The organism is Micromonospora sp. PLK6-60 (genome assembly GCF_019890675.1).
GTDB lineage: Bacteria > Actinomycetota > Actinomycetes > Mycobacteriales > Micromonosporaceae > Micromonospora.
Map to the genome: position 1 here is coordinate 235,926 of NZ_JAIOAA010000001.1, position 22,993 is coordinate 258,918.

General features: G+C 74.1%; 20 protein-coding genes, 2 pseudogenes and 1 riboswitch. Of the genes and pseudogenes, 19 read left to right on the top strand and 3 right to left on the bottom strand.

Going from position 1 to position 22,993, the window contains the following annotated elements:
• Positions 1 to 9: 9 nt before the first annotated feature.
• Positions 10 to 519 (top strand): NUDIX domain-containing protein, encoded by a 510-nt coding sequence (locus tag K7640_RS00885; protein WP_222952708.1) that lies wholly within the window; start codon positions 10 to 12, stop codon positions 517 to 519.
• A gap of 48 nt (positions 520 to 567) precedes the next feature.
• On the opposite strand, the pseudogene K7640_RS00890 reads toward K7640_RS00885, so the two are convergent.
• Both K7640_RS00890 and K7640_RS00895 read right to left on the bottom strand, forming a co-directional pair.
• Positions 568 to 885: pseudogene (locus K7640_RS00890) on the bottom strand (LLM class flavin-dependent oxidoreductase); the annotation flags it as partial.
• Between the two features lie 17 nt (positions 886 to 902).
• The gene (locus K7640_RS00895; RefSeq protein WP_222952709.1) at positions 903 to 2,135 is read right to left on the bottom strand and encodes an RNA-guided endonuclease TnpB family protein; all 1,233 of its coding nucleotides are present in this window, start codon (positions 2,133 to 2,135) and stop codon (positions 903 to 905) included.
• Between the two features lie 315 nt (positions 2,136 to 2,450).
• Between K7640_RS00895 and K7640_RS00900 the strand changes: the two genes are divergently transcribed.
• From K7640_RS00900 to K7640_RS00950, 11 genes are all read left to right on the top strand, one after another.
• Positions 2,451 to 3,869: a selenium-binding family protein gene (locus K7640_RS00900; RefSeq protein ID WP_222952710.1), complete on the top strand. Its 1,419-nt coding sequence runs from the start codon at positions 2,451 to 2,453 to the stop codon at positions 3,867 to 3,869.
• Positions 3,866 to 4,504, top strand: a complete 639-nt coding sequence (locus tag K7640_RS00905; RefSeq protein ID WP_222952711.1) for a hypothetical protein — start codon at positions 3,866 to 3,868, stop codon at positions 4,502 to 4,504. The genes K7640_RS00900 and K7640_RS00905 overlap by 4 nt, the downstream gene beginning before the upstream one ends.
• 87 nt (positions 4,505 to 4,591) lie before the next feature.
• On the top strand, positions 4,592 to 5,878 hold the full coding sequence (locus K7640_RS00910) for a sulfite oxidase (RefSeq protein WP_222952712.1): 1,287 nt from the start codon (positions 4,592 to 4,594) through the stop codon (positions 5,876 to 5,878).
• A gap of 92 nt (positions 5,879 to 5,970) precedes the next feature.
• A riboswitch (SAM riboswitch) is annotated at positions 5,971 to 6,082 on the top strand.
• Between the two features lie 275 nt (positions 6,083 to 6,357).
• Positions 6,358 to 7,215, top strand: a complete 858-nt coding sequence (locus K7640_RS00915; protein ID WP_222952713.1) for an ABC transporter substrate-binding protein — start codon at positions 6,358 to 6,360, stop codon at positions 7,213 to 7,215.
• Positions 7,216 to 7,252: 37 nt separating this feature from the next.
• Positions 7,253 to 8,047, top strand: coding sequence for an amino acid ABC transporter permease (locus K7640_RS00920; protein ID WP_222952714.1), 795 nt, complete (start codon positions 7,253 to 7,255; stop codon positions 8,045 to 8,047).
• Positions 8,047 to 8,799 (top strand): amino acid ABC transporter ATP-binding protein, encoded by a 753-nt coding sequence (locus tag K7640_RS00925; RefSeq protein WP_222952715.1) that lies wholly within the window; start codon positions 8,047 to 8,049, stop codon positions 8,797 to 8,799. Before K7640_RS00920 ends, K7640_RS00925 begins: the two co-directional genes overlap by 1 nt.
• A 54-nt stretch (positions 8,800 to 8,853) precedes the next feature.
• Positions 8,854 to 9,471 carry an HAD-IA family hydrolase gene (locus K7640_RS00930; RefSeq protein ID WP_222952716.1) on the top strand — a complete coding sequence of 206 codons (618 nt, stop codon included), beginning with the start codon at positions 8,854 to 8,856 and terminating at the stop codon, positions 9,469 to 9,471.
• Positions 9,472 to 9,481: 10 nt separating this feature from the next.
• Positions 9,482 to 10,624 (top strand): epoxide hydrolase, encoded by a 1,143-nt coding sequence (locus K7640_RS00935; protein ID WP_308042386.1) that lies wholly within the window; start codon positions 9,482 to 9,484, stop codon positions 10,622 to 10,624.
• Positions 10,621 to 11,931: an MFS transporter gene (locus tag K7640_RS00940; protein ID WP_222952717.1), complete on the top strand. Its 1,311-nt coding sequence runs from the start codon at positions 10,621 to 10,623 to the stop codon at positions 11,929 to 11,931. The genes K7640_RS00935 and K7640_RS00940 overlap by 4 nt, the downstream gene beginning before the upstream one ends.
• 221 nt (positions 11,932 to 12,152) lie before the next feature.
• Entirely contained in the window at positions 12,153 to 13,364 is a 1,212-nt protein-coding gene (locus K7640_RS00945; protein WP_222952718.1) for an MFS transporter, read from the top strand.
• 88 nt (positions 13,365 to 13,452) lie between these two features.
• Entirely contained in the window at positions 13,453 to 14,661 is a 1,209-nt protein-coding gene (locus tag K7640_RS00950; RefSeq protein ID WP_222952719.1) for a right-handed parallel beta-helix repeat-containing protein, read from the top strand.
• A gap of 37 nt (positions 14,662 to 14,698) precedes the next feature.
• On the opposite strand, the gene K7640_RS00955 is transcribed toward K7640_RS00950, so the two are convergent.
• Positions 14,699 to 16,633 (bottom strand): ABC transporter ATP-binding protein, encoded by a 1,935-nt coding sequence (locus K7640_RS00955; RefSeq protein WP_222952720.1) that lies wholly within the window; start codon positions 16,631 to 16,633, stop codon positions 14,699 to 14,701.
• A 240-nt stretch (positions 16,634 to 16,873) separates the two neighbouring features.
• Between K7640_RS00955 and pgi the strand changes: the two genes are divergently transcribed.
• From pgi to K7640_RS00990, 7 genes and pseudogenes are all read left to right on the top strand, one after another.
• Positions 16,874 to 18,508: a glucose-6-phosphate isomerase gene (pgi, locus tag K7640_RS00960; protein ID WP_222952721.1), complete on the top strand. Its 1,635-nt coding sequence runs from the start codon at positions 16,874 to 16,876 to the stop codon at positions 18,506 to 18,508.
• Between the two features lie 109 nt (positions 18,509 to 18,617).
• Positions 18,618 to 19,319, top strand: coding sequence for a FadR/GntR family transcriptional regulator (locus K7640_RS30680; protein ID WP_222952722.1), 702 nt, complete (start codon positions 18,618 to 18,620; stop codon positions 19,317 to 19,319).
• A 13-nt stretch (positions 19,320 to 19,332) separates the two neighbouring features.
• Entirely contained in the window at positions 19,333 to 20,160 is an 828-nt protein-coding gene (locus K7640_RS00970) for a sterol desaturase family protein (RefSeq protein WP_222952723.1), read from the top strand.
• A complete protein-coding gene (locus K7640_RS00975; protein ID WP_222952724.1) occupies positions 20,157 to 20,843 on the top strand; it encodes a lysoplasmalogenase in 687 nt (228 codons plus the stop codon). The genes K7640_RS00970 and K7640_RS00975 overlap by 4 nt, the downstream gene beginning before the upstream one ends.
• Before the next feature lie 104 nt (positions 20,844 to 20,947).
• Positions 20,948 to 21,304: a hypothetical protein gene (locus K7640_RS00980; protein WP_222952725.1), complete on the top strand. Its 357-nt coding sequence runs from the start codon at positions 20,948 to 20,950 to the stop codon at positions 21,302 to 21,304.
• Positions 21,304 to 21,959 (top strand): annotated as a pseudogene (locus K7640_RS00985) (nucleotidyl transferase AbiEii/AbiGii toxin family protein). Before K7640_RS00980 ends, K7640_RS00985 begins: the two are co-directional and overlap by 1 nt.
• A 104-nt stretch (positions 21,960 to 22,063) precedes the next feature.
• A complete protein-coding gene (locus K7640_RS00990; RefSeq protein WP_222952726.1) occupies positions 22,064 to 22,957 on the top strand; it encodes an aldo/keto reductase in 894 nt (297 codons plus the stop codon).
• Positions 22,958 to 22,993: the final 36 nt, after the last annotated feature.

The window sequence follows — 22,993 nt, forward strand, 5'->3', positions numbered from 1 at the left end:
TGGCGCGTCATGGCCGGCGTTGCGTACTCCCACTGCTCCTTCTGCGGCGTCGCCTACCCGGCGGGGGCGGCCTGGCCGCGGGTCTGCGTGGCCTGCGGGGAGACGGTCTGGCGAAATCCGCTGCCGGTCGCGGTGGCGCTGCTGCCGGTACGCACCGACGCCGGCCCCGGCCTGGTGGTGGTCCGCCGGGACATCGAGCCGGCGCGCGGCCAGCTCGCGCTGCCCGGCGGCTTCATCGAGTACGGCGAGGAGTGGTCCGACGCGCTGGTCCGGGAGCTGCGGGAGGAGACCGGCCTACGCGCGGACGCCGCCGACGCCCGACTGTTCGCGGTGCACGGGGCGCCGGCCGGCGGCACCATGATGATCTTCGGTGAGTTGCCGGAGCGGCCGGCGGCGGGGCTGCCGCCGTCGGCGCCGACCGAGGAGGCCACCGAGTGGCTGGTGCTCACCGCGCCGGTGGAGCTGGCCTTCTCCACCCACACCCGGGCGATGGCCGACTTCTTCGCCCGGCTGCCCTGACCCGGCCGGCCGCCCCACGAATCCGGCGGCCCTGACCCGGCCGGCCCGCCGCAAACCCGGCGGCTTTGACCTGCCGGCCGCCGCGGCCAGCGACCGGACGGCGGCCAGCTTGCCGGCCACCTGCGCGGGCGGTTCCCCCCAGGTCAGGTAGACGTCGCTGTGCCGCACCGCGACCGGCAGCGCGGCGGCCGACGAGCCGCCGAAGTAGACCGGCGGGACCGGGTCGGGCAGCCGGCTCAGCCGGGCCCCCTCGACCCGCAGGTGCGCGCCTTCGTGGTCGACCGTCTCGCCGTGCCACAGGGCGCGCACCACGTGCAGGAATTCGTCGGTGCGGGCGTACCGGGCGTCCTTGTCGAGGAAGTCGCCTTGACATCCTCCTCGTCCTAAAGGACGAGGATTCCCTCCACGCTGCGCGTGGGCCGCGCGACGTCCGGGTGGGTTACCGCTTCGCCGCGCGGTGCCGGGACGAGTCCCGGTCTTACCTGCGCTCCACGGTCGTTTGAGTTGTCCGCCTGTCCAGCGGCCAACACATTGATGGCGGCGTTGACGTCCCGGTCGTGGGCTGCCCCGCAGGAGCACTCCCACGCTCGGACCTTCAGGGCCATCTTGTCGTTGATGCGGCCACACCGCGAGCACATCCGGGTGGACGGGAAGAACCTGTCCACCCGGGCGAACGTGCGCCCGTAACGTGCCGCCTTGTACTCCAACATGTCGGTGAAGCTGGCCCAACCCGCGTCGTGCACGGACCTGGCGAGCCGGGTCCGGCCAAGACCGGCCACGCACAGGTCCTCGACGTACACCGCTTGGTTGTCGCGGATGATCCGTGTCGAGAGCTTGTGCTGCCAGTCTCGCCGGGTGTCGGCCACCCGGGCGTGCGCCATGGCGACCTTCACGACGGCCTTCTTGCGGTTGGCCGAGCCCTTCTGCTTGCGGGAGAGTGCCTGCTGCAATCGGCGAAGCGTGCGGGCCGCGCGGCGCAGGAACTTCGGCGCGGCCACCTTCGTGCCATCGGAGAGCACCGCGAAATGCGTCAGGCCCAGATCGATACCCACCTCGGACGCGGCCGGCGGCAACGGCCCGTCCGTGGTCTGCACGACGAACGAGGCGAAGTACCGCCCCGCCGCGTCCCGGATGATCGTCACGGACGACGGGTCCGACGGCAGCCTCCGGGACCAGCGGACCGCGAGATCACCGATCTTCGGCAGGCGCAGGCGGCCGTTGTCGAGGACTTTGAACCGGGAGTTCTTGGTAAACCGGATGGCCTGCCGGTTGTCCTTGCGCGACCGGAACCTCGGCGGAGCCGCCTTACGGCCTCTGCGCTTGCCCGAGATCGAGGCGAAGAAGTTGCGGTAGGCGGCATTCAGGTCCGCGAGGGCCTGCTGCAAGACCACGGCCGACACCTCGCCCAGCCACGCTCGCTCCGGGGTCGCCTTGGCCTGCGTGATGACCCGCTTGGACAGCTCAGCGTCCGAGACGTACTTCCCGCCCGCCTCACGGGCCCGCTGGCGCAGCCTGAGCCCGTCGTTGAACACCACCCGCGCGCACCCGAACGCCTTCGCCAGCGCCTCCTGCTGGCCGGGCGTCGGATAGACGCGGAACTGGTACCGAAGCTGCACATCGAACAGCCTCGCACTGCCCTATGACAGATTCCGGGAACGTCCATATCCGTCAGCCATGGCGCCTACACGCGGGCACTCGGACTGATATCCGACGTTGCCCTGCGGAGGCCGAAGAGGAGGATGGTGACATGGCGACGCGGACCGCGGGCGCCCTCGACCCGCTGACCCGGCTGCGGATGCGGGCGCTGCTGCGCCGGGTGCGCGCAAGCGCATCGCCGTCCCTCGCTCCCCCGCTCCCCCGACTTCGCCGCCCTGCGCCGCCGGCTGCTCGACCGCCTCGGCGTACCCGCCGCCTGACCACCGGAGCCCCCGATGACCCGTTGGACCCCCGACCCGACCTTCTATCCCTCACCCCGCGAGGCCGGCGCCGCGCCGGCCGAGAAGCTGGCCTACGTGGCCGCCTTCGACCGCACCGCCCAGCGCCCCGACGCCATCGCCGTGCTGGACACCGACCCCGACTCCCCCGACTACGGCCAGGTCGTCGGCTGGACCGAGCTGCCGTACCCCGGCGACGAGCTGCACCACTTCGGCTGGAACGCGTGCAGCAGCGCGCTCTGCCCGACCGCCCCGCACCCGCACGTGGAGCGGCGCTACCTGATCGTGCCGGGGCTGCGGTCGTCCCGCATCCACGTCATCGACACCCGGCCGGACCCGCGCGCCCCGCGGGTGGTCAAGGTGCTCGGGCCGGAGGAGCTGGCGAAGGGGGCCGGCTACTCGCGCCCGCACACCGTGCACTGCGGGCCGGACGGGATCTATCTCACCGCGCTGGGCGGCGCCGACGGGCAGGAGGGCCCCGGCGGGATCGCCATCCTGGACCACACCACGTTCGAGGTCCGCGGCGCCTGGGAGGCGGACCGGGGTCCGCAGTTCCTCGCGTACGACGCCTGGTGGCACCTCACCCAGGACGTGCTGGTCACCAGCGAGTGGGGCACCCCCGCCATGATCGAGGACGGCATCGTCGGCGAGCTGCTGCTCGGCCGGCGCTACGGTCACGCGATCCACTTCTGGGACCTGGCGAAGCGGCGGCACGTGCAGCGGGTCGACCTCGGCGACCAGTACCAGATGCCGCTGGAGCTGCGCCCGGCGCACGACCCGACGAAGTCGTACGGCTTCGTCGGCGTGGTGATCAGCGTCGAGGACCTGTCGGCGTCGGTGTGGCTGTGGCACCGCGACGGCGACGGCCCGGACGCCCCCTGGGCGGTGACCCGGGTGATCGACATCCCGGCCGAGCCGGCCGACCCGGCGGACCTGCCGGACCTGCTCAAGCCGTTCGGCGCGGTGCCGCCGCTGGTCACCGACATCGACCTGTCGGTGGACGACCGGTTCCTCTACGTCTCCTGCTGGGGCACCGGCGAGCTGCGCCAGTACGACGTGAGCGACCCGTTCCACCCGGTGCTCGTCGGCTCGGTGCGCCTCGGCGGCATCGTCGCGCGCACCGCCCACCCGGCCGCGCCGGACGAGCCGCTGGCCGGCGGCCCGCAGATGGTGGAGATCAGCCGGGACGGCCGCCGGGTGTACGTCAGCAACTCCCTCTACGGCTCCTGGGACGACCAGTTCTATCCCGACGGGGTGGGTGCCTGGCTGGCCAAGCTCGACGTCGACCCGGAGCGCGGCGGGCTCACCCCGGACCCGCGGTTCTTCCCCCGGGGCGAGCAGTTCCGCGGGTTGCGGGTGCACCAGACCCGGTTGCAGGGTGGCGACGCCAGCTCCGACTCGTACTGCTTCCCGTGACCGGGGCGACCCTGGCGACGCTGGCCGGGCTCGGCGCGTTCCACGGCCTGAACCCGGCGATGGGCTGGCTGCTGGCCACCGCCCGGGGGTTGCAGGAGCGCCGCCGGGCGGCGCTGCTGGCGGCCCTGCCGCCGATCGCCGTCGGGCACCTCGCCTCGGTGGCGGTGGTCGCGGCGCTGGTCACCGCCACCCGGTCGGTCACCGCCAGCCGGGCCCTCGCGGTGGCCGGTGGGGTGCTGCTGGTCGGGTACGGGCTGTGGCGGCTGCTCTCCGAACGGCACTTCCGCTGGGCCGGGATGCGGCTGTCGGCCGGGCAGCTGGTCGCCTGGTCGTTCCTGATGTCCTCGGCGCACGGCGCGGGCCTGATGCTGCTGCCGGTGCTGCTGGCCGGGCCGGCCCCGGCGGGCGGGCCGCACGCCGGGCACCTGGCCGCCGCCCCGGCCGGCGCCCTGCCCGGGTTGGCGGCGGCCGGGGTGCACACCGTCGCCATGCTCGCCGTCGCCACGGTGCTCGCCCTGGTGGTGTACGAGGTGCTCGGCGTGGGGGTGCTGCGCCGGGCCTGGTTCAACGTCGACCGGCTGTGGGCCGGGGTGCTGGTCGCCGCCGGGGTGGTGACGCTGATCGGCGCGAGCTGAGCTGCGGCGGGGACGCCCCGCCCGACCCGGCAACTCCCACTGGTTGAATAGGCGATGGCAGCGTCGCCGAACCGCAGGGAGGGCCGGGTGTCCCGTACGCCGTCGTGGGAGGAGGCCCGGCACGACGACCGGCGGGCCCGGCAGTGGCTCGCCGGCCGGGCCGACGGCCGGGGTGTGCCCCGGCAGGCGCTGCTGGAACTCGGCGCCGCGATGGGCGCGCTGGCCGCCGCCGCCCGGGAGCGCGAGCCGGTCGCCGTCACCGCGGACCCGGTCGGCGTCGACCCGGGCCCGGCGCCGATCGTCAAGCCGCTGCCCGAGGCGCTGTTCGACCGGCTGGACACCAACGCGGAGATGCGCTGGGCGGCGATGGCCGGCCAGGGGTACGTGGTCCCCACCGACCGGTTCTTCGTCCGCAACCACACCCGCACGCCCCGCATCGACCCGGACGACTGGCGGCTGAGCCTGTTCGGCAGCGGGCTGCGCGGCCGGCCCGGCCGGGACCGGCCGGTCGAGTTCGGCGTGGCCGACCTGCGGCGGCTGCCCGCCGAGCGGATCACCGCGCTGGTCGAGTGCGCCGGCAACGGCCGCCGGTTCTTCGACTCCCAGCAGGGCACGCCGGCGCCGGGGGTGGCCTGGGGCCTCGGCGGCGTCGGGGTGGCCCACTGGACCGGCGTACGCCTGTCGACCGTGCTGCGGCGGGCCGGGCTGACCGACGCCGCCGTCGACGTGCAGCCGGAGGGCCTCGACCCCGAGTACGTCACCGGCGGGGTGAACCTGGGCCGGGTCCGCCGCCCGCTGCCGCTGCGCAAGGCCCTCGACGACGTGCTGCTGGCGTACGCGATGAACGACGAGCCGCTGCCGGCCGACCACGGCTTCCCGGTGCGGCTGGTGGTGCCCGGCTGGATCGGCATCTCCTCGATCAAGTGGGTCGGCCCGGTGGAGGTCTCCGCCGCCCCGCTCTTCTCCCCCTGGAACACCCGGTTCTACCGGATGTTCGGGCCGGGCCACGCCGCCGCCGGGGACCCGCTCACCGCCCAGTCGGTGAAGAGCGCCTTCGCGCTGCCGTGGGACGCCCGCGTCCCGGTCGGCGCCGAGGTGCTGCTGCACGGCCGGTCGTGGTCGGGCAACGGCCCGATCCGCGAGGTGCGGGTCGACACCGGCGACGGCTGGCGCCCCGCCGACCTGGTCGCCGCCGACGCCGGCGGGCCGTGGCAGCGGTGGACGGCGGTGTGGCGGCCACCGGCGCCGGGTCGGCACCACCTGCGGGCCCGGGCCACCGACGTCACGGGCGCCGGCCAGCCGGACCGGGCCGCGCCCAACGCGCTGGGTTACCTCTTCGACGGCGTCGTCCGGCATCCGGTGACGGCGGTCTGACCCGGGCCCGGCCCGGGTCGGGTAAGGCCCGATGGGTGAGGGTGGTCATAACGACTGGACGATCACCGGGAAAGCTCCTAGATTTCTGGGCAGGTCATGAGCGCCAGCGCCAAGCCCCGGCTCGCTGGCCGGCAACCCTCCTCCACGGTGGGGTGCTCCGGGTGAGGACCAGGCATCGGCGGCACGCCGGTGCAAGCGTGGCCTGGTTCCCAGGTCAGCACAGCGACCACGGGAGAACCATGTCCAGCTTTGCTTTCCCGCCGTCCCGCGGCGTGGCCGCACCGCGCCCGGCTGATTTCACGCCGGTCAAGCGGCGGCACATCGACCTGATGCGGGTGTGCGGCGACGTCTGTCGTCGCCGCGCCGCACGCTAGTCGAACCCTCCCCTTCCTCGTACCGCTCGCAGCGGTGCGCCCTCGTCGGGCGCACCGTCGGTGGCGTGCGTCCGTGCGCCGCCCGATCATCCATCGGAGACACCCGTGCGATTCCTTCCTGCCCTGTCCAAGGTGGCCGCCCTCGGCGCCGCCGCCGTGCTCGCCGCCACCGCGCTGACCGCCTGCGGCGGTGACGACTCCGCCGCTTCCGCCGACAACCCGTACGGTCTGCTCCAGCCGGGCGTGCTGCGGGCCGGCACGCTCACCGACGCGCCGCCGAACGTGTACCTCAAGGACGGCAAGTTCACCGGCTTCGACAACGACCTGCTCACCGCCGTGGCCGGAAAGGTCGGCCTCAAGGTGGAGTTCGTCGGCACCGACTTCTCCGCGCTGCTGTCCCAGGTCAACAACCGCAAGTTCGACGTGGGCAGCTCGTCGATCACCATCACCGAGGCGCGGAAGAAGACCGTCGACTTCGGCAACGGCTACGACTTCGGCTACTTCGGGCTGGACGTGCCGGCCGGCTCGACCCTGACCGGCTTCGACCAGCTCGCCGGCAAGCGGGTGGTCGTGGTGCAGGGCACCGTGCAGGACGACTACGCCACCGGCAAGGGCTTGAACCCGGTGCGGGTGCCCGACTACAACGGCGCGCTCAACCAGCTCAAGGCGGGCACCGCGGACGCCTGGATCGCCCCGGCCGAGATCGGTGAGAAGTCCGCCGCGGACAGCGGCGGCAAGATCAAGGTGGCGGCGAAGGAGCTCAGCCCCGCCCCGACCGCGTACGCGGTGGCCAAGGGCAACGACAAGCTGCGCGAGGCGCTGAACAAGGGCCTGGACCAGGTGATCGCCGACGGCACCTGGACCAGGCTCCAGCAGCAGTACTACCCGGGCCGGCCGATCCCGGCCGACTTCACGCCGGGCAGCGGGACGGTGGCGGCGCCGTCGCCGTCGGCCGCTTCCTGAGGTACGGACGACACGAGCGGGGCGGTAGGAGAACACGATGGATCCGTTGAGCACCCTGTGGGAGACCTTCTTCGACTGGGACTCCATGCGCGAGGCGCTGCCCGAGATGCTGACGGTCGGGTTGCCGAACACGCTGATCCTGGCGCTCTCCGCCGCCCTGCTCGGTTCGGTGCTGGGGCTGCTGCTGGCGGTGGCCGGCATCTCTCGTACCCGGTGGTTGCGGTGGCCGGCGCGGGTCTACACGGACGTGTTCCGCGGCCTGCCGGCGGCGGCGACCATCCTGCTGATCGGGGTCGGCCTGGCGCCGTTCGGGATGCAGGTGTGGGGGCCGAACCCGTACCCGCTGGGCATCCTGGCGCTGTCGCTGATCGCGGCGGCGTACATCGGGGAGATCTTCCGCGCCGGCATCCAGAGCGTCGAGGCGGCGCAACTGGAGGGGGCGCGGGCGCTCGGCTTCTCCTGGGGCGAGGCGATGCGCCTGGTCATCGTCCCGCAGGGGGTGCGCCGGGTGCTGCCGGCCTGGGTCAACCAGCTGATCGCGCTGATCAAGGACTCCAGTCTGGTCTACTTCCTCGGCCTGCTGGCCAGCCAGCGGGAGCTGTTCCGGATCGGCCAGGACTACGCGGCCAACACCGGCAACCAGTCGGCGCTGCTGCTGGCCGGCCTCTGTTACCTGGCGCTGACCGTGCCGCTGACCCACGCGGTCAACGCGATCGACCGGCGGCTGCGGCAGGGCCGCGCGGTCACCGTCGCGGAGGAGGACGACGGTGGGCTGGCCGTGGCCGGCTCCACCGCGCTGCCGCCCGCCGCCCCGACCCGCAAGGAGCCGTGATGACCACCGCCACCACCGCCACCACCACGTCGGTCAGCCTCGCCGTCCGGGACGTGCACCTGGCCTTCGGCGCCAACAAGGTGCTGCGCGGCGCCAGCCTCGACGTCGCCCGGGGCGGCACGGCCTGCGTGATCGGGCCGTCGGGCTCCGGGAAGTCCACCCTGCTGCGGACCGTCAACCGGCTGATCGAGCCGGACGCCGGCGACGTGCTGCTGGACGGGCGCAGCGTGCTGGGCGACGACCCGGACGCGCTGCGCCAGCGCATCGGCATGGTGTTCCAGCAGTTCAACCTCTTTCCGCACATGACCGTGCTGGGCAACATCACGCTCGCCCTGCGGAAGCTGAAGAAGCTGGGCGAGGAGGAGGCGGTGCGGGTGGCCCGGGAGCAGTTGGAGCTGGTCGGGCTGGCCGCCAAGGCGGACTCCCGCCCCGGCCACCTCTCCGGTGGGCAGCAGCAACGGGTGGCGATCGCCCGCGCGCTGGCGCTGCGCCCCGAGGTGATGCTCTTCGACGAGGCCACCTCCGCGCTGGACCCGGAGTTGGTCAAGGGCGTACTCGGGGTGATGGCCGACCTGTCCGCCGCCGGGATGACGATGGTGGTGGTGACCCACGAGATGGGTTTCGCCCGGGAGGTCGCCGACACGGTCGCGTTCATGGACCGGGGCGTGGTGCTGGAGGCCGGTGAGCCGGCCGCCGTCTTCGAACGGCCGGAACACCCACGGCTGCGTCAGTTCCTGTCCCAGGTGCTCTGAGCGCCACCGCCTTCTATCCTCGTGGCGCGAGGGACAACCGACGGGGTGGTGACGATGGACCTGAGCGGCGTGGCGGCCCTGCTGCTGGACATGGACGGCACCCTCGTCGACTCCGACGCCGCCGTCGAACGGGCCTGGACGACCTGGGCCGGCGAGCACGACGTCGACCCGGCCGCCGCGCTGGCCGTCGCGCACGGCGCTCCGGCGCCGACCACGGTGCGTCGGCTGCGCCCGGACCTCGACGAGGCGGCCGTGGCGGTGGCCGCCGCCCGGCAGCTGGCGTTGCAGTACGACGACCTGACCGACGTGACCGCGCTGCCCGGGGCGGGCGACCTGCTCGCCGTCCTGGCCCGGCGGGGCCTGCCCTGGGCGGTGGTGACCAGCGCCGACACCCGGCTGGCCAAGGTGCGTCTGGCCGCCGCGGGCATCGACCCCCCGCTGCTGGTGACGGCCGACGACGTCGCGACCGGCAAGCCCGACCCGGAGCCGTACCTGGCCGCCGCCGCCCGGCTGGGCGTCCCGGCGACCCGCTGCCTGGTGGTGGAGGACTCGACGGCCGGGTTGGCCGCCGGGCGGGCGGCCGGTGCGCGCACCGCCGCGCTGCGCGGGCTCGACGGCGACCTGCGGCTGCGCGACCTGACCGAGCTGGCGCACCTGCTGTCCGGTGGCTGAGGAGATCGCGGTGCCGATCGACATCCGACCCCACTGGGTGCGGGTGCCGGAGGCCGACCTGATCGAGCTGCGGGGCCGGTTGGCCCGGACCCGCTGGCCCGAGGCGGCGCCCGCGCCGGGCTGGCGGCAGGGAATCCCGCTGCCGGTGGTGCGCGAGCTGTGCCGGTACTGGGCCGAGCAGTACGACTGGCGGGCCGCCGAGGCGCGGCTGAACGCCGTACCGCAGTACCTCGTCACGATCGACGGGCTGGCGGTGCACGTGCTGCACGCCCGCTCCCCGCACCCGGGGGCGTTGCCACTGGTCCTCACCCACGGCTGGCCCGGCTCCGTGCTGGAGCTGGTCGACCTGGTGGGGCCGCTGACCGACCCGGTGGCCCACGGTGGCACGCCCGAGGACGCCTTCCACGTGGTGCTCCCCGCCCTGCCCGGCTACGGCTTCAGCGGCAAGCCGGCCGAACCCGGCTGGGGCGTCGACCGCGTCGCCGGCGCGTGGGCCCGGTTGATGGCCGCCCTCGGCTACTCCCGCTACGGGGCGGCGGGCAGCGACTGGGGCACCAGCGTCTCCAGCGTGCTGGGGGCGGTGGACGCCGGGCACGTCGCCGGGGTCCACCTCGTACCCCCGCTGGCCGGTCCGGACCCGGCCGATGACCTCACCCCGGCGGAACGGCGGGCGGCGGTGGAGCTGCGGGAGCGGGCCCGGTCGTCGTCGGCGTACTCGGAGCTGCACCGCACCGCCCCGCAGACCCTCGGGTACGCGCTGCTCGACTCCCCCGCCGGGCTCTGCGCCTGGCTGGGCGAGAAGCTGCTCGGCTGGGCCGACCCGGCCGGCGGGCTCACCACCGACCAGGTCCTGGACCAGGTGACGCTGTACTGGCTGACCGGCACCGCGGCCTCCTCGGCGCGGCTGTACGCGGAGAGCATCGAGCAGGTCGCCGGCTGGATCAGTGGCGTTGACGCCGACCCGGTCCCGGTGCCGGTGGGCGCCTCGATATTCCCCGCCGAGCTGCCCCGGCCGTCGCGGCGGTGGGCCGCCCGCCGGTACCCGGACATCCGGTACTGGGCCGAGCACGCGCGGGGCGGTCACTTCCCGGCGCTCGAGGCACCCGACCTGCTGGTGGCGGACCTGCGGGCCTTCTTCCGGCTGGTGCGGTGAGCCGCCCCCGGCCGGGCCGGCTGTTGTGGCTGGCCGGCGCGGCGCAGGCGGCGGTGGGCTTCAGCGTGACGAGCCTCGGGGCGGTGCTGGTGCTGCTGGCGCGGGACGTGGGCGCGGCACCGGAGGACCTGGCCTGGCTGCCGTCCACCTTCGGGGCCGGTCTCGTCGCGGTCGCCGTGGCGGGTCCCTGGCTGTTGCGCGACGGGCACCGCCACTGCCTGTGGCTGGGCGGCGGCGCGCTCGGCACCGGCGCGGTGCTGCTGGCGCTGGCCGCGACCGTGCCGATGGCGGTCGCCGGGTCGGTGCTGCTCGGCCTCGGCGCGGCGGCCCTGGTGCTGGCCACCCCGGCACTGCTCAGCGGTCCGGACGCCGGCCGCCGGCTGAGCCTGGTGAGCGCCGTGGCCAGCACCGCCGCGCTGACCGCCCCACTGGCGCTGGCCGTGGCCGACCACGGTGGCGGGGACGGACGGCTGGCCCTGCTGGCGCTGACCCCGCTGGCCGCCCTGCTGCTCGCCGTCACGCCGCGGCACCACGGCACCCGTCCAGCCCGGGGCCGTCGGGCCGGCGCCAGGGGTCGGCGGCGCGGAGCAGCCGGACCACCAGCCGCGCGGGCCCGCCCGGCGGCGGGGCCCGGGGTTCCGCCCGGGGAAGGCCCCGCCGAGCCGCACCAACCCGCCGCGCGCGAGGTCCCGCCACCGGGACGCCCGGCCGGACCGTACGTCCGGGTGGCCGGGACCGCCCGGCGCGGGGACGTCGTCCGGCGGTGGAGCCAGGTGGTGCTCGCCGTGTCGGTCGAGTTCTGTTTCTCGGTGTGGGCCGTGGCACGGTTGCAGCAGACCGGCCTCGCCGTCGCGACGGCCGTGGCGTTGGCCACCTCGTTCCCGGCGGGGATGGCCCTCGGCCGGCTCGCCGCCTCCCGTGGGGCGCGTTCCGGCCCGCTGATCGCTGCCGGCGCGGCCGTCACCGCGCTGGGGGCCGTGACGGTCGCCGCCGCGGCGCGGCCTGGTTGGGCCGTGCTCGGGCTGGTCCTGGCCGGCCTCGGGGTGGCGGTGCTCTATCCGCTGACGCTGGCCGGGCTGATGGCCACCCCCGGGTTGTCCGCGCCGGTGGCGGCCTCGCTCGGGGCGCTGGCCTCCGGCACGGCGATCCTCGTCGCCCCCGCCGCGCTGGCCGCGCTCGGCCGCTCCGTCGGGCTCGGGGCCGCCTTCCTGGTCACGCCGGTCCTGCTGGCCCTGCTGCTCGGCCTGCGCCGGGCGGCGGGCGGGCCGACGACACCGGACCGGGCGGCCACCGGTCCTCGCCATTGACCCTGGTCCGACCGGTCGTCGCCACCGACTCCCGGTCCCACCGATCGTCGCGGCCGACGCCGGGCCGACCGGTCGTCGCCACCGGCCCCCCGGTCCCACCGGTCGTCGCACCGGCCCGCGCCGACCGGTCGTCGCCACCGGCCTTCGGTCCCACCGGCCGTCGGGGCCGACCGGTCGTCACCCGGGCCACCGGTCGGTGGCGGGTGCCCTAGGCTCGGCGGGTGCCCGCACGCCGGCACGGGGAGGACGGCATGGTGCGACGCGGCGCGGAGCCAGCACGGCGGGTGGCGGTGCTGCTGGCGCTGGCCGGCTCGGCGTTCCTGTTCAACACCACCGAGAACCTGCCGATCGGTCTGCTACCGCTGATCGCGGCCGACCTGGACGTGCCGCTGCCCTGGGTGGGTTGGCTGGTCGGCGGGTATGGGCTGACCGTTGCCGCCGTCTCGCTGCCGCTGGCCCGGCTGACCCGGGACGTGCCCCGGCGCGGGCTGCTCGCCGGGGTGCTCGCCGTGCTGGCCCTGTCCACCCTGGCCGGTGCGCTGGCCACCGCGTACCCGGTGCTGTTCGGCGCCCGGGTCGCCACGGCGCTGGCCCAGGCGCTGTTCTGGGCGGTGACCGCGCCGGTGGCGGTCGGTCTCTTCTCCCCCGCCGTGCGCGGGCGGGTGGTCGCGGTGATGTCGATCGGCGGCTCGCTGGCCGCCGTGGCGGGCGTGCCGGCCGGCACCTGGCTCGGCCAGCGCGACGGGTGGCGGCTGCCGTTCCTGCTGCTCGCCGGGGCCGCGCTGGCCGCCCTGCTGGTGGTGGGTGCGCTGCTGCCCGGCAGCGCCCCGGAGCGCAGCCACGGCGCGTACGCCTCGGCGCCGCACCGTGGCCGGTTCGCGCTGCTGCTGGTGGTCACGGCCGTCTCGGTGACCGGCATGTTCACCGCCTTCACGTACGTGACCCGGCTGCTCACCGGGGCCCCCGGGTTCGACGCCGGCGCGGTCGGCGCGCTGCTGGCCGTCTTCGGCGTCGCCGGCCTCGCCGGGGTGGCCCTGGTCGGCCGGATCGTCGACCGGCGGCCCCGGGCGGCGTTGGCGCTGACCGTGGGCGGGCAGGCGGCGGCACTGACCGGGCTCGGCCTGCTCGACCAGCGGGCCGCGGTGGTCGTGCTGCTGGCGCTGCTGGGCGGCACGGCGGTGCCGGTCTTCATGGTCACCCAGGCCCGGGTGCTGCACGTGACCCCGGGGCGCACCGAGCTGGGCTTCGCGGCCAACTCGGCGACCTTCAACGTCGGCATCGCGGCGGGCACGGTGCTCGGCGGGCTGATCCTGTCGGCCGTGGGCGTCGGGGCGGCCTTCGTCGTGGGCGGGCTGGTGTCGGCGCTCGCGCTGGCGGCGGTGCTGGCCGAGCCGGCGCTGACCGGCCGGCGGGCCGCCGTCGCCGCCGGCTGACCGACGCCCTGGCCGCAGGTCACGGGCACCCGCGAGGCGTCCGTCCTTTGTAGGGTGTCGGCACCTGATCACCTTCCCTGGAGCTGCCGTGGATCCCGCCGACACCCCGCCGTCCCGTCCCGCGCCGCCGCTGGGCGGTCCGCCCCGGCGGGTCGGCCGGCGCGCGTTGTTCGCCGGTGGCGCGGGCGCCGCGCTCGCCACCACCCTGCCCGGCCCGGCGGACGCGGCGGGTCCGCCGTCAGCAGCCGGCGTCGGCACGGGTGCGGCCGCCGTCGTGCGGGAGGCCCCGCTGAGTCTGCTGGACCCAGCGGTGGGCTGCCGCCTCGACGGCAGCGACGAGTGGGCGACGGTGACCACCGCGCTCACCACACTGCTGCCCGCCGGCGGCGGGGAGATCTATCACCCCGCCGGGCGGCTGGGGCTCGGCGCCGAACTGGTCCTGCCCAAGAACGTCACCTGGACCGGGGCGAACGTCGGCGGTTCGGTGATCTCGCCGGCCAACGGCTGGACCGGCCGGCTGGTCTCCACCGGCTTCCTCAACCACCTGCGCGGCGTGCAGTTCGACGGGCTGGGCACGTCCGGGGTGCTGCTGACCGTGCGCCGGGCCCGCACCCATCTCGGCAACCTCTACCTGACCAACTCGGGCAGCCACGGCCTGGAGTTCGTCGGCACCGACGCGAACAACAGCGCGCACGCCAACAAGGTCACCGACATCAACGTCATCGACTGCAAGGGCACCGGCGTGCTCGTCGCCGGCTGGGCGTACGACAACGAGTTCCTCAACACCTGGATCGGCCGGTGCCAGCGGGGCCTGCGGGTGCAGGACAGCGCGGGCTTCTTCGACAACCTGCACGTCTGGGGCTGCGTCGGCAACGGCGTCGAGCTGCGCAACAACGGCAGCCACAACCTGTTCCAGAACGTCTATCTGGAGAGCAACGGCGGCAACGGGCTGGACGCCTGGCAGGTCACCGGCACCCAGGTCGTCGGTGGGCGGCTGTGGCGCAACGCCGGCACCGGGGTCACCCTGGTGGCGGCGCCACGCACCCGGATCAGCGGGCTGGACTTCCACGAGAACACCCTGGAGGGGCTGCGCGGGTCGGACACCAGCCACTGCCAGGTGCTGGGTAACCAGTTCTACGACGAGCGGGCGGCGAGGAAGCAGACCCGACCGATCATCACCACGGGCAGCAGCAACCACTGGATCGTCAGCAACAACGTGATGCGGGCCGCCGACCACGCCGTCGGCGGGAAGTCGCTGGCCGGCGCGAACAACGTGGTGACCGGCAACATCGAGTGACCGGGGCCGCGTCGACCAGCCCCGGCAGCGCCGGGGCTCACTCCGGGGCGCCGGCCAGGTAGCCGCTGGCCTGCAACTCGAACAGCTCCCGGTAGAGGCCGTCGACGGCCATCAGCTCGTCGTGGGTGCCCCGCTGGACGAGCCGGCCGTGGTCCATCACGAAGATCTGGTCGGCGTGCCGGACGTTGGCCAGCCGGTGGGTGATCAGCACGACGGCCCGGTCGGGGCGGCGGCGCAGGTGCTGGAAGAGCGCGTGCTCGGCGCGGGCGTCCAGCGCGGCGGAGGGCTCGTCGCAGATCAGCAGCCGGGCGTCGCGGTAGAGGCCGCGGGCGGCGACCAGGCGCTGCCACTGGCCGCCGGAGAGCTCCTGGCCGTTCTTGAACTCGCGGTCGAGCAGGGTGTCGTAGCCGAACGGCAGGTCGGCGATCATGTCGTGCGCGGCGGCGGAGCGGGCGGCCCCCTCGACCGTGGGGCCCGGTTGTCCCTCGCGGCGGTCGTGCCGCCCGATGCGGATGTTCTGCCCGGCGGTGAAGGGGAACTTCCAGTATTCCTGGCTCATCACGGCGACCTGGGCGGCGATGGTGGCCGGGTCCAGCTCGGCGGTGTCGACGCCGTCCCACCGGATCGTCCCGCCGGTGGGACGGTAGAGGCCGGCGATGAGCTTGGCGAGGGTGGTCTTGCCGGAGCCGTTCTCGCCGACCAGGGCGACCACCTCGCCGCGCCGGATGGTGAGGCTCACCTCGTCCACCGCGGCGGTGTCGGTGTCCGGGTAGCGCAGGGTGACGGCGTCCAGCTCGATGGTGTCGAGGCCGCCGACCGGTCGGTCCGCGCCCTCGGGGACCCGTTCGGCGGCCCGGTCGAGGAAGTCCCGGTAGTCCTGGTAGTAGAGGGCGTCCTCGTAGAGGTTGTTGGTGGCGAACACCGCGATGCCGAGACTCGACCGGGCGGTCTGGAGGGCCAGCAGGGCGGTGGCCGCGGCGGCCAGCGCCACCACCCCGGTGAGCAGCAGCCCGGCCAGCACCGCGTAGAGGGCGAAGGCGGCGAGGCCGCCGATCGACATGCCGATCGCCCGGGTGACGCTCTGCTCGCGGGTCAGGCGCAGTTGCGCCCGGGTCTCGACGGCCATCATCCGGCGGTATTCGGCGAGCAGAAAGTCGCGCATCTGGTAGGCGCGGACCTCGGCGGCGGTGTGCCGGTTGGCCATCAGGTGCGCCAGCATCCACATCCGCCGGCGTCGGGTGATCCGGGCCAGCATGGCCAGGTATTGCCGGCGGGCCATCCGGACGGCGGTGACCGCCTCGGGCACCGCCGCGAGCAGCAGGCAGGGCAACAGCACCGGCTGGATCACGGTCACCGCCGCGGCGGTGGCGAGCACCCCGACCAGGCCGGTGATCAGGTTGACGGTGTGGTCGACGATGGACGCGGCCTCGGCCATCCCCCGGTCGCGGACCCGGTCCATCTCCTCGGCGAAGCCGGCGTCGTCGAAGGCGGCCAGCTCGACGGCCGTGGTGGCCTCGAAGAGCCGCAACTCCACCGCGTAGTTGATCTGCGGGATCAGCCGGGCCTGGGCCCATCCGGCGGCGACGGTGAGGGCGCCCTTGGCGGCCACCGCACCGGCGGCCAGCGCCAGCGCGGGCAGCGCGGCCCGGACCCGGTCCGGCGTGGGGCCGGCGGCGAACAGCTCCCGCAGCACCCCGGTGGTGGCCAGCAGGCCGAGGGTGGTCATCACCCCGGCGGCGAGGTTGAGCCCGATCGCCGCGGCGGTGTCCCGCCGGCTGGTCGCCCAGGCCAGGGTGACCGCCTCCCGGACCAGGTGCGGCAGGCGTCGGGCGACCGCGCGGAAGCTGGTGTGGGCGAACCGGGTGGCGTGGTGCATCCAGTGGCCGTCCTCCAGCTCGGGCAGCGCTATCCCGTCGTCCTCCGTGGGGGCGTCCGCGTCGGGGGCGCGGCGCGGGCCAATGACCGTCGCCATGGGTTCCTCCGGTGACCGAGGTGCGGGGCAGGGGCGAGCTTACTGTCCGCAGTCGAAGAGTGTCACCGGGTGAGCGGCGTGTCGTACAGGTGTCGCAACGGCGTGTCTCCGGCCACCCGGTGGGGCGGGTGCGCGGTGTCGCGTCGCGCCGGCCGCTGGCGGGTGGCAGGCTGGACGGCGAGCCGGTGGTGGAGCGCGAGGCGCCGCCGGCGACCCGTGGCGAAGGAGACGATCGACCCGATGGCCAGTGTGACCACCACCGACGAATGGCAGGCGCTGCGCAAGCACGCCGAGACGATGCGCGGCGCCCATCTGCGGGACCTGTTCGCCGCCGATCCGCGCCGGGGTGAGCGGCTCACCGGCGAGGTCGCCGACCTGCACGTGGACTACAGCAAGAACCTGGTCACCGACGAGACACTGGGCCTGCTCACCGGGCTGGCCGAGCGGGTCGGGCTGACCGACCGGATCGCGGCGATGTTCGCCGGGCGGCACATCAACTCCACCGAGGACCGGGCGGTGCTGCACACCGCGCTGCGGCTGCCCCGGGACGCGTCGCTGACCGTCGACGGGCAGGACGTGGTCGCCGACGTGCACGAGGTGCTGGACCGGATGTCGGCGTTCGCCGAGCGGGTGCGCTCGGGGCAGTGGCGCGGGCACACCGGGGAGCGGATCCGCACCGTGGTCAACATCGGCATCGGCGGCTCCGACCTGGGGCCGGTGATGGCGTACGAGGCGCTCAAGGCCTACCGGGACGCGGGGTTGAGCTGCCGGTTCGTCTCGAACATCGACCCGACCGACATCCACGACAAGACCCACGACCTCGATCCGGCGAGCACCCTGTTCGTGGTGGTCTCCAAGACCTTCTCCACCCAGGAGACGCTGGCCAACGCCGAGCAGGCCAAGACCTGGCTGCTGTCCGGGCTGGACGCCGACGACGACGCGGCCATCGCGAAGCACTTCGTCGCGGTGAGCACCAACGCGCAGCGGGTGGCCGACTTCGGCATCGACCCGGCGAACATGTTCGGCTTCTGGGACTGGGTGGGCGGCCGGTACTCGCTGCCCTCGGCGGTCGGGTTGTCGGTGATGCTGGCCGTCGGGCCGGACCGGTTCCGGGAGCTGCTGGCCGGCTACCACGCCGTGGACGAGCACTTCCGCAGCACGCCGGTGGAGCGCAACCTGCCGGCGCTGCTGGGGCTGCTGAACGTCTGGTACGTCGACTTCCTCGGCGCGCAGACCCACGCGGTGCTGCCGTACTCGCAGTATCTGCACCGGTTCCCGGCGTACCTGCAGCAGCTGACGATGGAGAGCAACGGCAAGTCGGTGACGCTGGACGGCACCCCGGTCGATTACGCCACCGGTGAGATCTTCTGGGGCGAGCCGGGCACCAACGGCCAGCACGCCTTCTATCAGCTGATCCACCAGGGCACGGTGCTGATCCCGGCCGACTTCATCGGGTTCAGCCGGCCCAACCACGACCTGGCCGACATGCACGACCTGTTCATGTCGAACTTCTTCGCGCAGACCGCCGCGCTGGCGTTCGGCCGGACGAAGGAGCAGGTGGAGGCCGAGGGCACCGACCCGGCGGTGGTGCCGCACCGGGTGATGCCGGGCAACCACCCGACCACCTCGATCATCGCGCCGAAGCTCACCCCGGCCACGCTCGGGCAGCTGATCGCCCTCTACGAGCACATCGTGTTCACCGAGGGCGCGATCTGGGACATCAACCCGTTCGACCAGTGGGGCGTGGAGCTGGGCAAGGTGATGGCGAACCAGCTCGCCCCGAAGCTCACCGGCGCGGCGCCGGACCTGTCGGATGTGGACTCGTCGACCGCGGCGCTGATCCGCCGCTACCGGGCCGAGCGCGGCCGGTCCTGAGCCACGCGCGACGGCGGCCGGGTCCTCGCGACCCGGCCGCCGTTTCGTGCGTACGAAAAGCTGGTCCAACCAGTTGACGGGTTGACGTGTCGGCCGTCACACTGCTGGCGTGGCCTTCGCCCCCGTCCCCCGCGCCTCCGTCTCCGACCACGTCTTCGCCCAGCTGCGCGACGCGATCGTCAGCGGCCGCTACCGCCCCGACGACCCGCTCCCCGGCGAGCGGGAGCTGGCCGGCGCCTTCGCGGTGAACCGGCACGCGGTGCGCGAGGCGCTGCGCCGCCTCCAGCAGCTCGGGCTGCTGCGGGTCAGCCAGGGCGGCGCCACCCGGGTCCTCGACTGGCGGGTGCACGCCGGCCTCGACCTGGCCCTGTCGCTGGCCCAGTCCGGCGACGTGCTGCCGGTGGAGAACCTGGTCCGCGACATGCTGGAGATGCGCGCCTGCATCGGCGTCGACGCGGCCCGGCTCTGCGCCGAACGCGCGCCGGACGAGCTGCGGCGCGGCCTCGTCGCGGTGGTCGAGGAGTTCGCCGCGCTCGCCCCCGACCTGCCCGCCATGGGCGAGGCGAACATCGCGCTCTGGCGCACGATCGTCAACGGCTCCGGCAACACCGCGTACCTGCTGGCGTTCAACAGCCTGGTCGCCGGGGCGGTGGCCGTCGGCGACGTGCCGCCGGAGCGCCGCGCCGCCGAGCTGCTGGACGTCGCCGGGCACCGCCGCCTGGCCGAGGCCATCGCCACCGGGCGCGGCGCGGACGCCGGCCGGGAGGCGTACGACCTGCTCACCGCCGCCCTCACCACCCCCACCACCTGAAGGAAGGCCGAGCATGATCCCCGCCGTGCTCTATGCCGTACCGGCGTTCCTGCTGCTCGTCGTCGTCGAGGCGCTGTCCTACCGGTTCGCGCCGGACGACGACGAACGCGGCTACGAACTGCGCGACACCGCCACCAGCCTCACCATGGGCGCCGGCAGCCAGGTGATCGGCTTCCCCTGGAAGCTGCTCACCATCGGCCTGTACGCCGGGCTCTGGTCGATCGCCCCGGTGCAGCTCTCCCCCACCAGCGTGTGGACCTGGGTGCTGCTGTTCTTCGCCGACGACCTGGCCTACTACTGGTTCCACCGGGTCCACCACGAGGTGCGCTTCTTCTGGGCCAGCCACGTGGTGCACCACTCCAGCACCTTCTACAACTTCTCCACGGCGCTGCGCCAGAGCTGGACGCCGATGACCTCGCTGCCGTTCTGGCTCGGCCTGACCCTGCTCGGCATCCCCCCGTGGATGATCTTCCTCCAGCAGTCGATCAGCCTGCTCTACCAGTTCTTCCTGCACACCGAGCGGGTCGGCCGGCTGCCCCGGCCGATCGAGTGGATGTTCAACACGCCGTCGCACCACCGGGTGCACCACGGCTCCAACCGGGAATACCTGGACCGCAACTACGGCGGCATCCTGATCGTCTGGGACCGGCTCTTCGGCACCTTCGAGCCGGAGGGCGCCACCGTCCGGTACGGGCTGACGAAGAACATCGGCAGTTACAACCCGCTGCGCGTGGCCACCCACGAGTACGCGGCGATCTGGGCCGACGTGCGCCGCACCCCGTCGTGGCGGCACCGGCTCGGCTACCTGTTCGGCCGTCCCGGCTGGCAGCCGGCCCGATGAGGCGGGCCTGGCCGGTGCTGTTCGGGCTGGTCGTCGCGGTCGAGCTGGCCGGCGTCGCGCTCGACCAGCCGGCGTTGCAGTGGGCGGCCAAGCCGCTGCTCGCGCCGCTGCTGCTGGTCCGGCTGCTCGCCGTACGCCGGCACTGGGACCTGGTGGCGACGGGCCTGGTGTTCGCCACGGCCGGTGACGTGGCGCTGCTGCTGCCCGGCACGACCGCGTTCCTGGCCGGGATGGGGTGCTTCCTCGGCACCCAGCTCTGCCTGCTGGCGGCGTTCCTGCGGCACCGGCGGCCGCCCGTTCCGGCCGTGGCCGGCTACCTGGCGCTGTGGGTCGCGGCGAACGCGCTGCTCTGGCCGCGGCTGGGCGAGCTGCGGCTGCCGGTGCTCGGCTACAGCCTGGCGCTGAGCCTGATGGCCGCCGCGGCGGCCGGGGTCTCCCGGCGGGCGGCGGCCGGTGGGGCGCTCTTCCTGCTCTCCGACGCGCTGATCGGCGCGGGCGCGGCCGGGCTGGCGCTGCCCGGGCGGGGGTTGGCGGTGATGATCAGCTACGTCGCGGCGCTGTACCTGTTGACCACCGCGTGGGCCGGGCGTGACACGCCTCGGCCGGTGGACGCGGCGTCGGCCTGGCAAGACGCCGAGCGCGACGACGTCCAGCGGGTCGTCAACGGTGCCAGGACGGAGTGACCGCGCCGCCGACCGATCCGCCGTCGACCGACCGGGACCGGTCCACGGCTCCGCCACGCGTCAGCTCAGCACCGTCGCGCGTCTACCGGGTTACCCTGGGCCACATGGACCCGATCCGTGCACTCCGCAGCTCGCGGGCGCCCTACGAGGCCCGCCCCGGGCGTCGAGCGGTCGTGGTCGATGACCTGAACGAGTTGCGGGGTCCCGTCACCGGGATCGTCGAGTTGCCCCACCGCCTGTTCTGGCAGCCCGACCGGCATGTCGACCTCGACCAACCAGGACTGCTGGCGTGGATGTACGAAACGGTTCTCACCGAGGCCGTCCACCCCGACGAACTACGCACCTGGCTGCACGGGTCCACCCTCACCCGACTCTGGCCCCAGCTGCACCTTCCTCGCGGCGTCCGGCGCACCTGGCAGGAGCGCCATCCGGGGCTACGCGGCCGGGACATCGCCGCCTGATGCCGCCCGCACCGGACCCGTTCCAAACCGCTGTGGCCCGTGTCGCGCTGGCCGCCGCCAGCCGTCACGGCTTCGCCCTGGCCGGCGGCCAGGCCCTCATCGCCCACGGCGTCGGCACCCGGCCCACCGAAGACGTTGACCTGTTCACCGACGTCGCCGGCGGCGTCCGCGCCGCCGCCGACGTGGTCCGCGTCGCCCTACTCGTCGCAGGCTTCGAGGTCGACACCATCGCCGACCCCAGCGAGCTGGACGAGGTCTTCTACGGCTTCGACCAGGAGATGACCGAGTTCGAGGTCCGGCGGGACGCGCAGGTCGTACGCCTGCAACTCGTACGCTTCGCCCGCACCACCAGCCCTGTCGTGCTCGACATCGGGCCGGTGCTGCACCTCGACGACGTCATCGGAACCAAGGTCGCGGCCATGATCACCCGGGCCCAGCCGCGCGACTACGTTGACGTCGCAGCAGTCCTCGACCGCTACAACCGGGGTGACCTGCTCACACTCGGCCGGCGCGCCGACCCCGATCTCACGGATGAAGAGATCCTCGACGCGACCCGACGGCTTGATCGGCTGCCCGACACCGCTTCACGCTCTACCGCCTCACCCCGGCGCAGATCGGCGTGGTGCGCAGCGCCTTCGCGGACTGGCCCCGGTGAGCCGACCCGTCGGCGACGATAGAAACCTATCAGCGCCGGCGTCGCCGCACCATCGGGTGGCCGGCCGACTGCGCAGCCGGGGGCCGATGGCCTAGCTTCGCCGGATGCCTGCACACGATGTCACCGCCGGCGCGGCGGGTGAGTGGACCCTCGGCGACACGACCGTACGCCGGATCGGCTTCGGCGCGATGCGACTGACCGCGAAGCCCGACGGCTCCCCCAGTGACCGGGACACCGCGATCGGCGTGCTGCGCCGGGCGCGGGAGCTCGGGGTGAACCACGTCGACACGGCCGCCTTCTATTTCTCCGCGCTGCGCTCGGCCAACGAACTGATCAACCGCGCGTTCGCGCCGTACCCGGACGACCTGGTGGTGACCACGAAGGTGGGGCCGGGCCGGGACCCGTCCGGCGAGTGGTTGCCGCTGGCCCGGCCGGAGCAGTTGCGCGGGCAGGTGGAGGAGAACCTGCGCCAGCTCGGGCGCGACCACCTGGACGTGGTGAACCTGCGACAGGCCGGCCTGGACTCGATCGCGGAGCACTTCGGGGCCCTCGCGGAGCTGCGCGCGGCCGGACTGATCCGGCACCTCGGCCTGTCCAACGTCCGGCCCGAGCACCTGACGCAGGCCCTTCAGATCGCCCCGGTGGTCTGCGTGCAGAACCGGTACGGCCTGGACCAGCGCCGCTCCGCGCCGCTGCTGCGCCGCTGCGGCGAGCTGGGCATCGCCTTCGTGCCGTTCTTCGCCATCACCGGCGAGGGACGGGAGGGCGGCGGGGTCGCCGACGACGCCGCGGTGCGCGCGGTGGCGGACGCGCGCGGGGCGACGCCGGCCCAGGTGCGGCTGGCCTGGACCCTGCACCAGGGGCGGCACGTGCTGGCCATTCCCGGCACCGGCAACCCGGAGCACCTGGCGCAGAACATCGCCGCGGGGGCGCTGCGCCTGTCGGAGGCGGACCTGGCCCGGCTGGACGAGGCGGAGGCTGGGCGCGCGGGAGCATGAGCCAGTCCTGCCGGGTGATGTCGCGGCCCCGCCAGC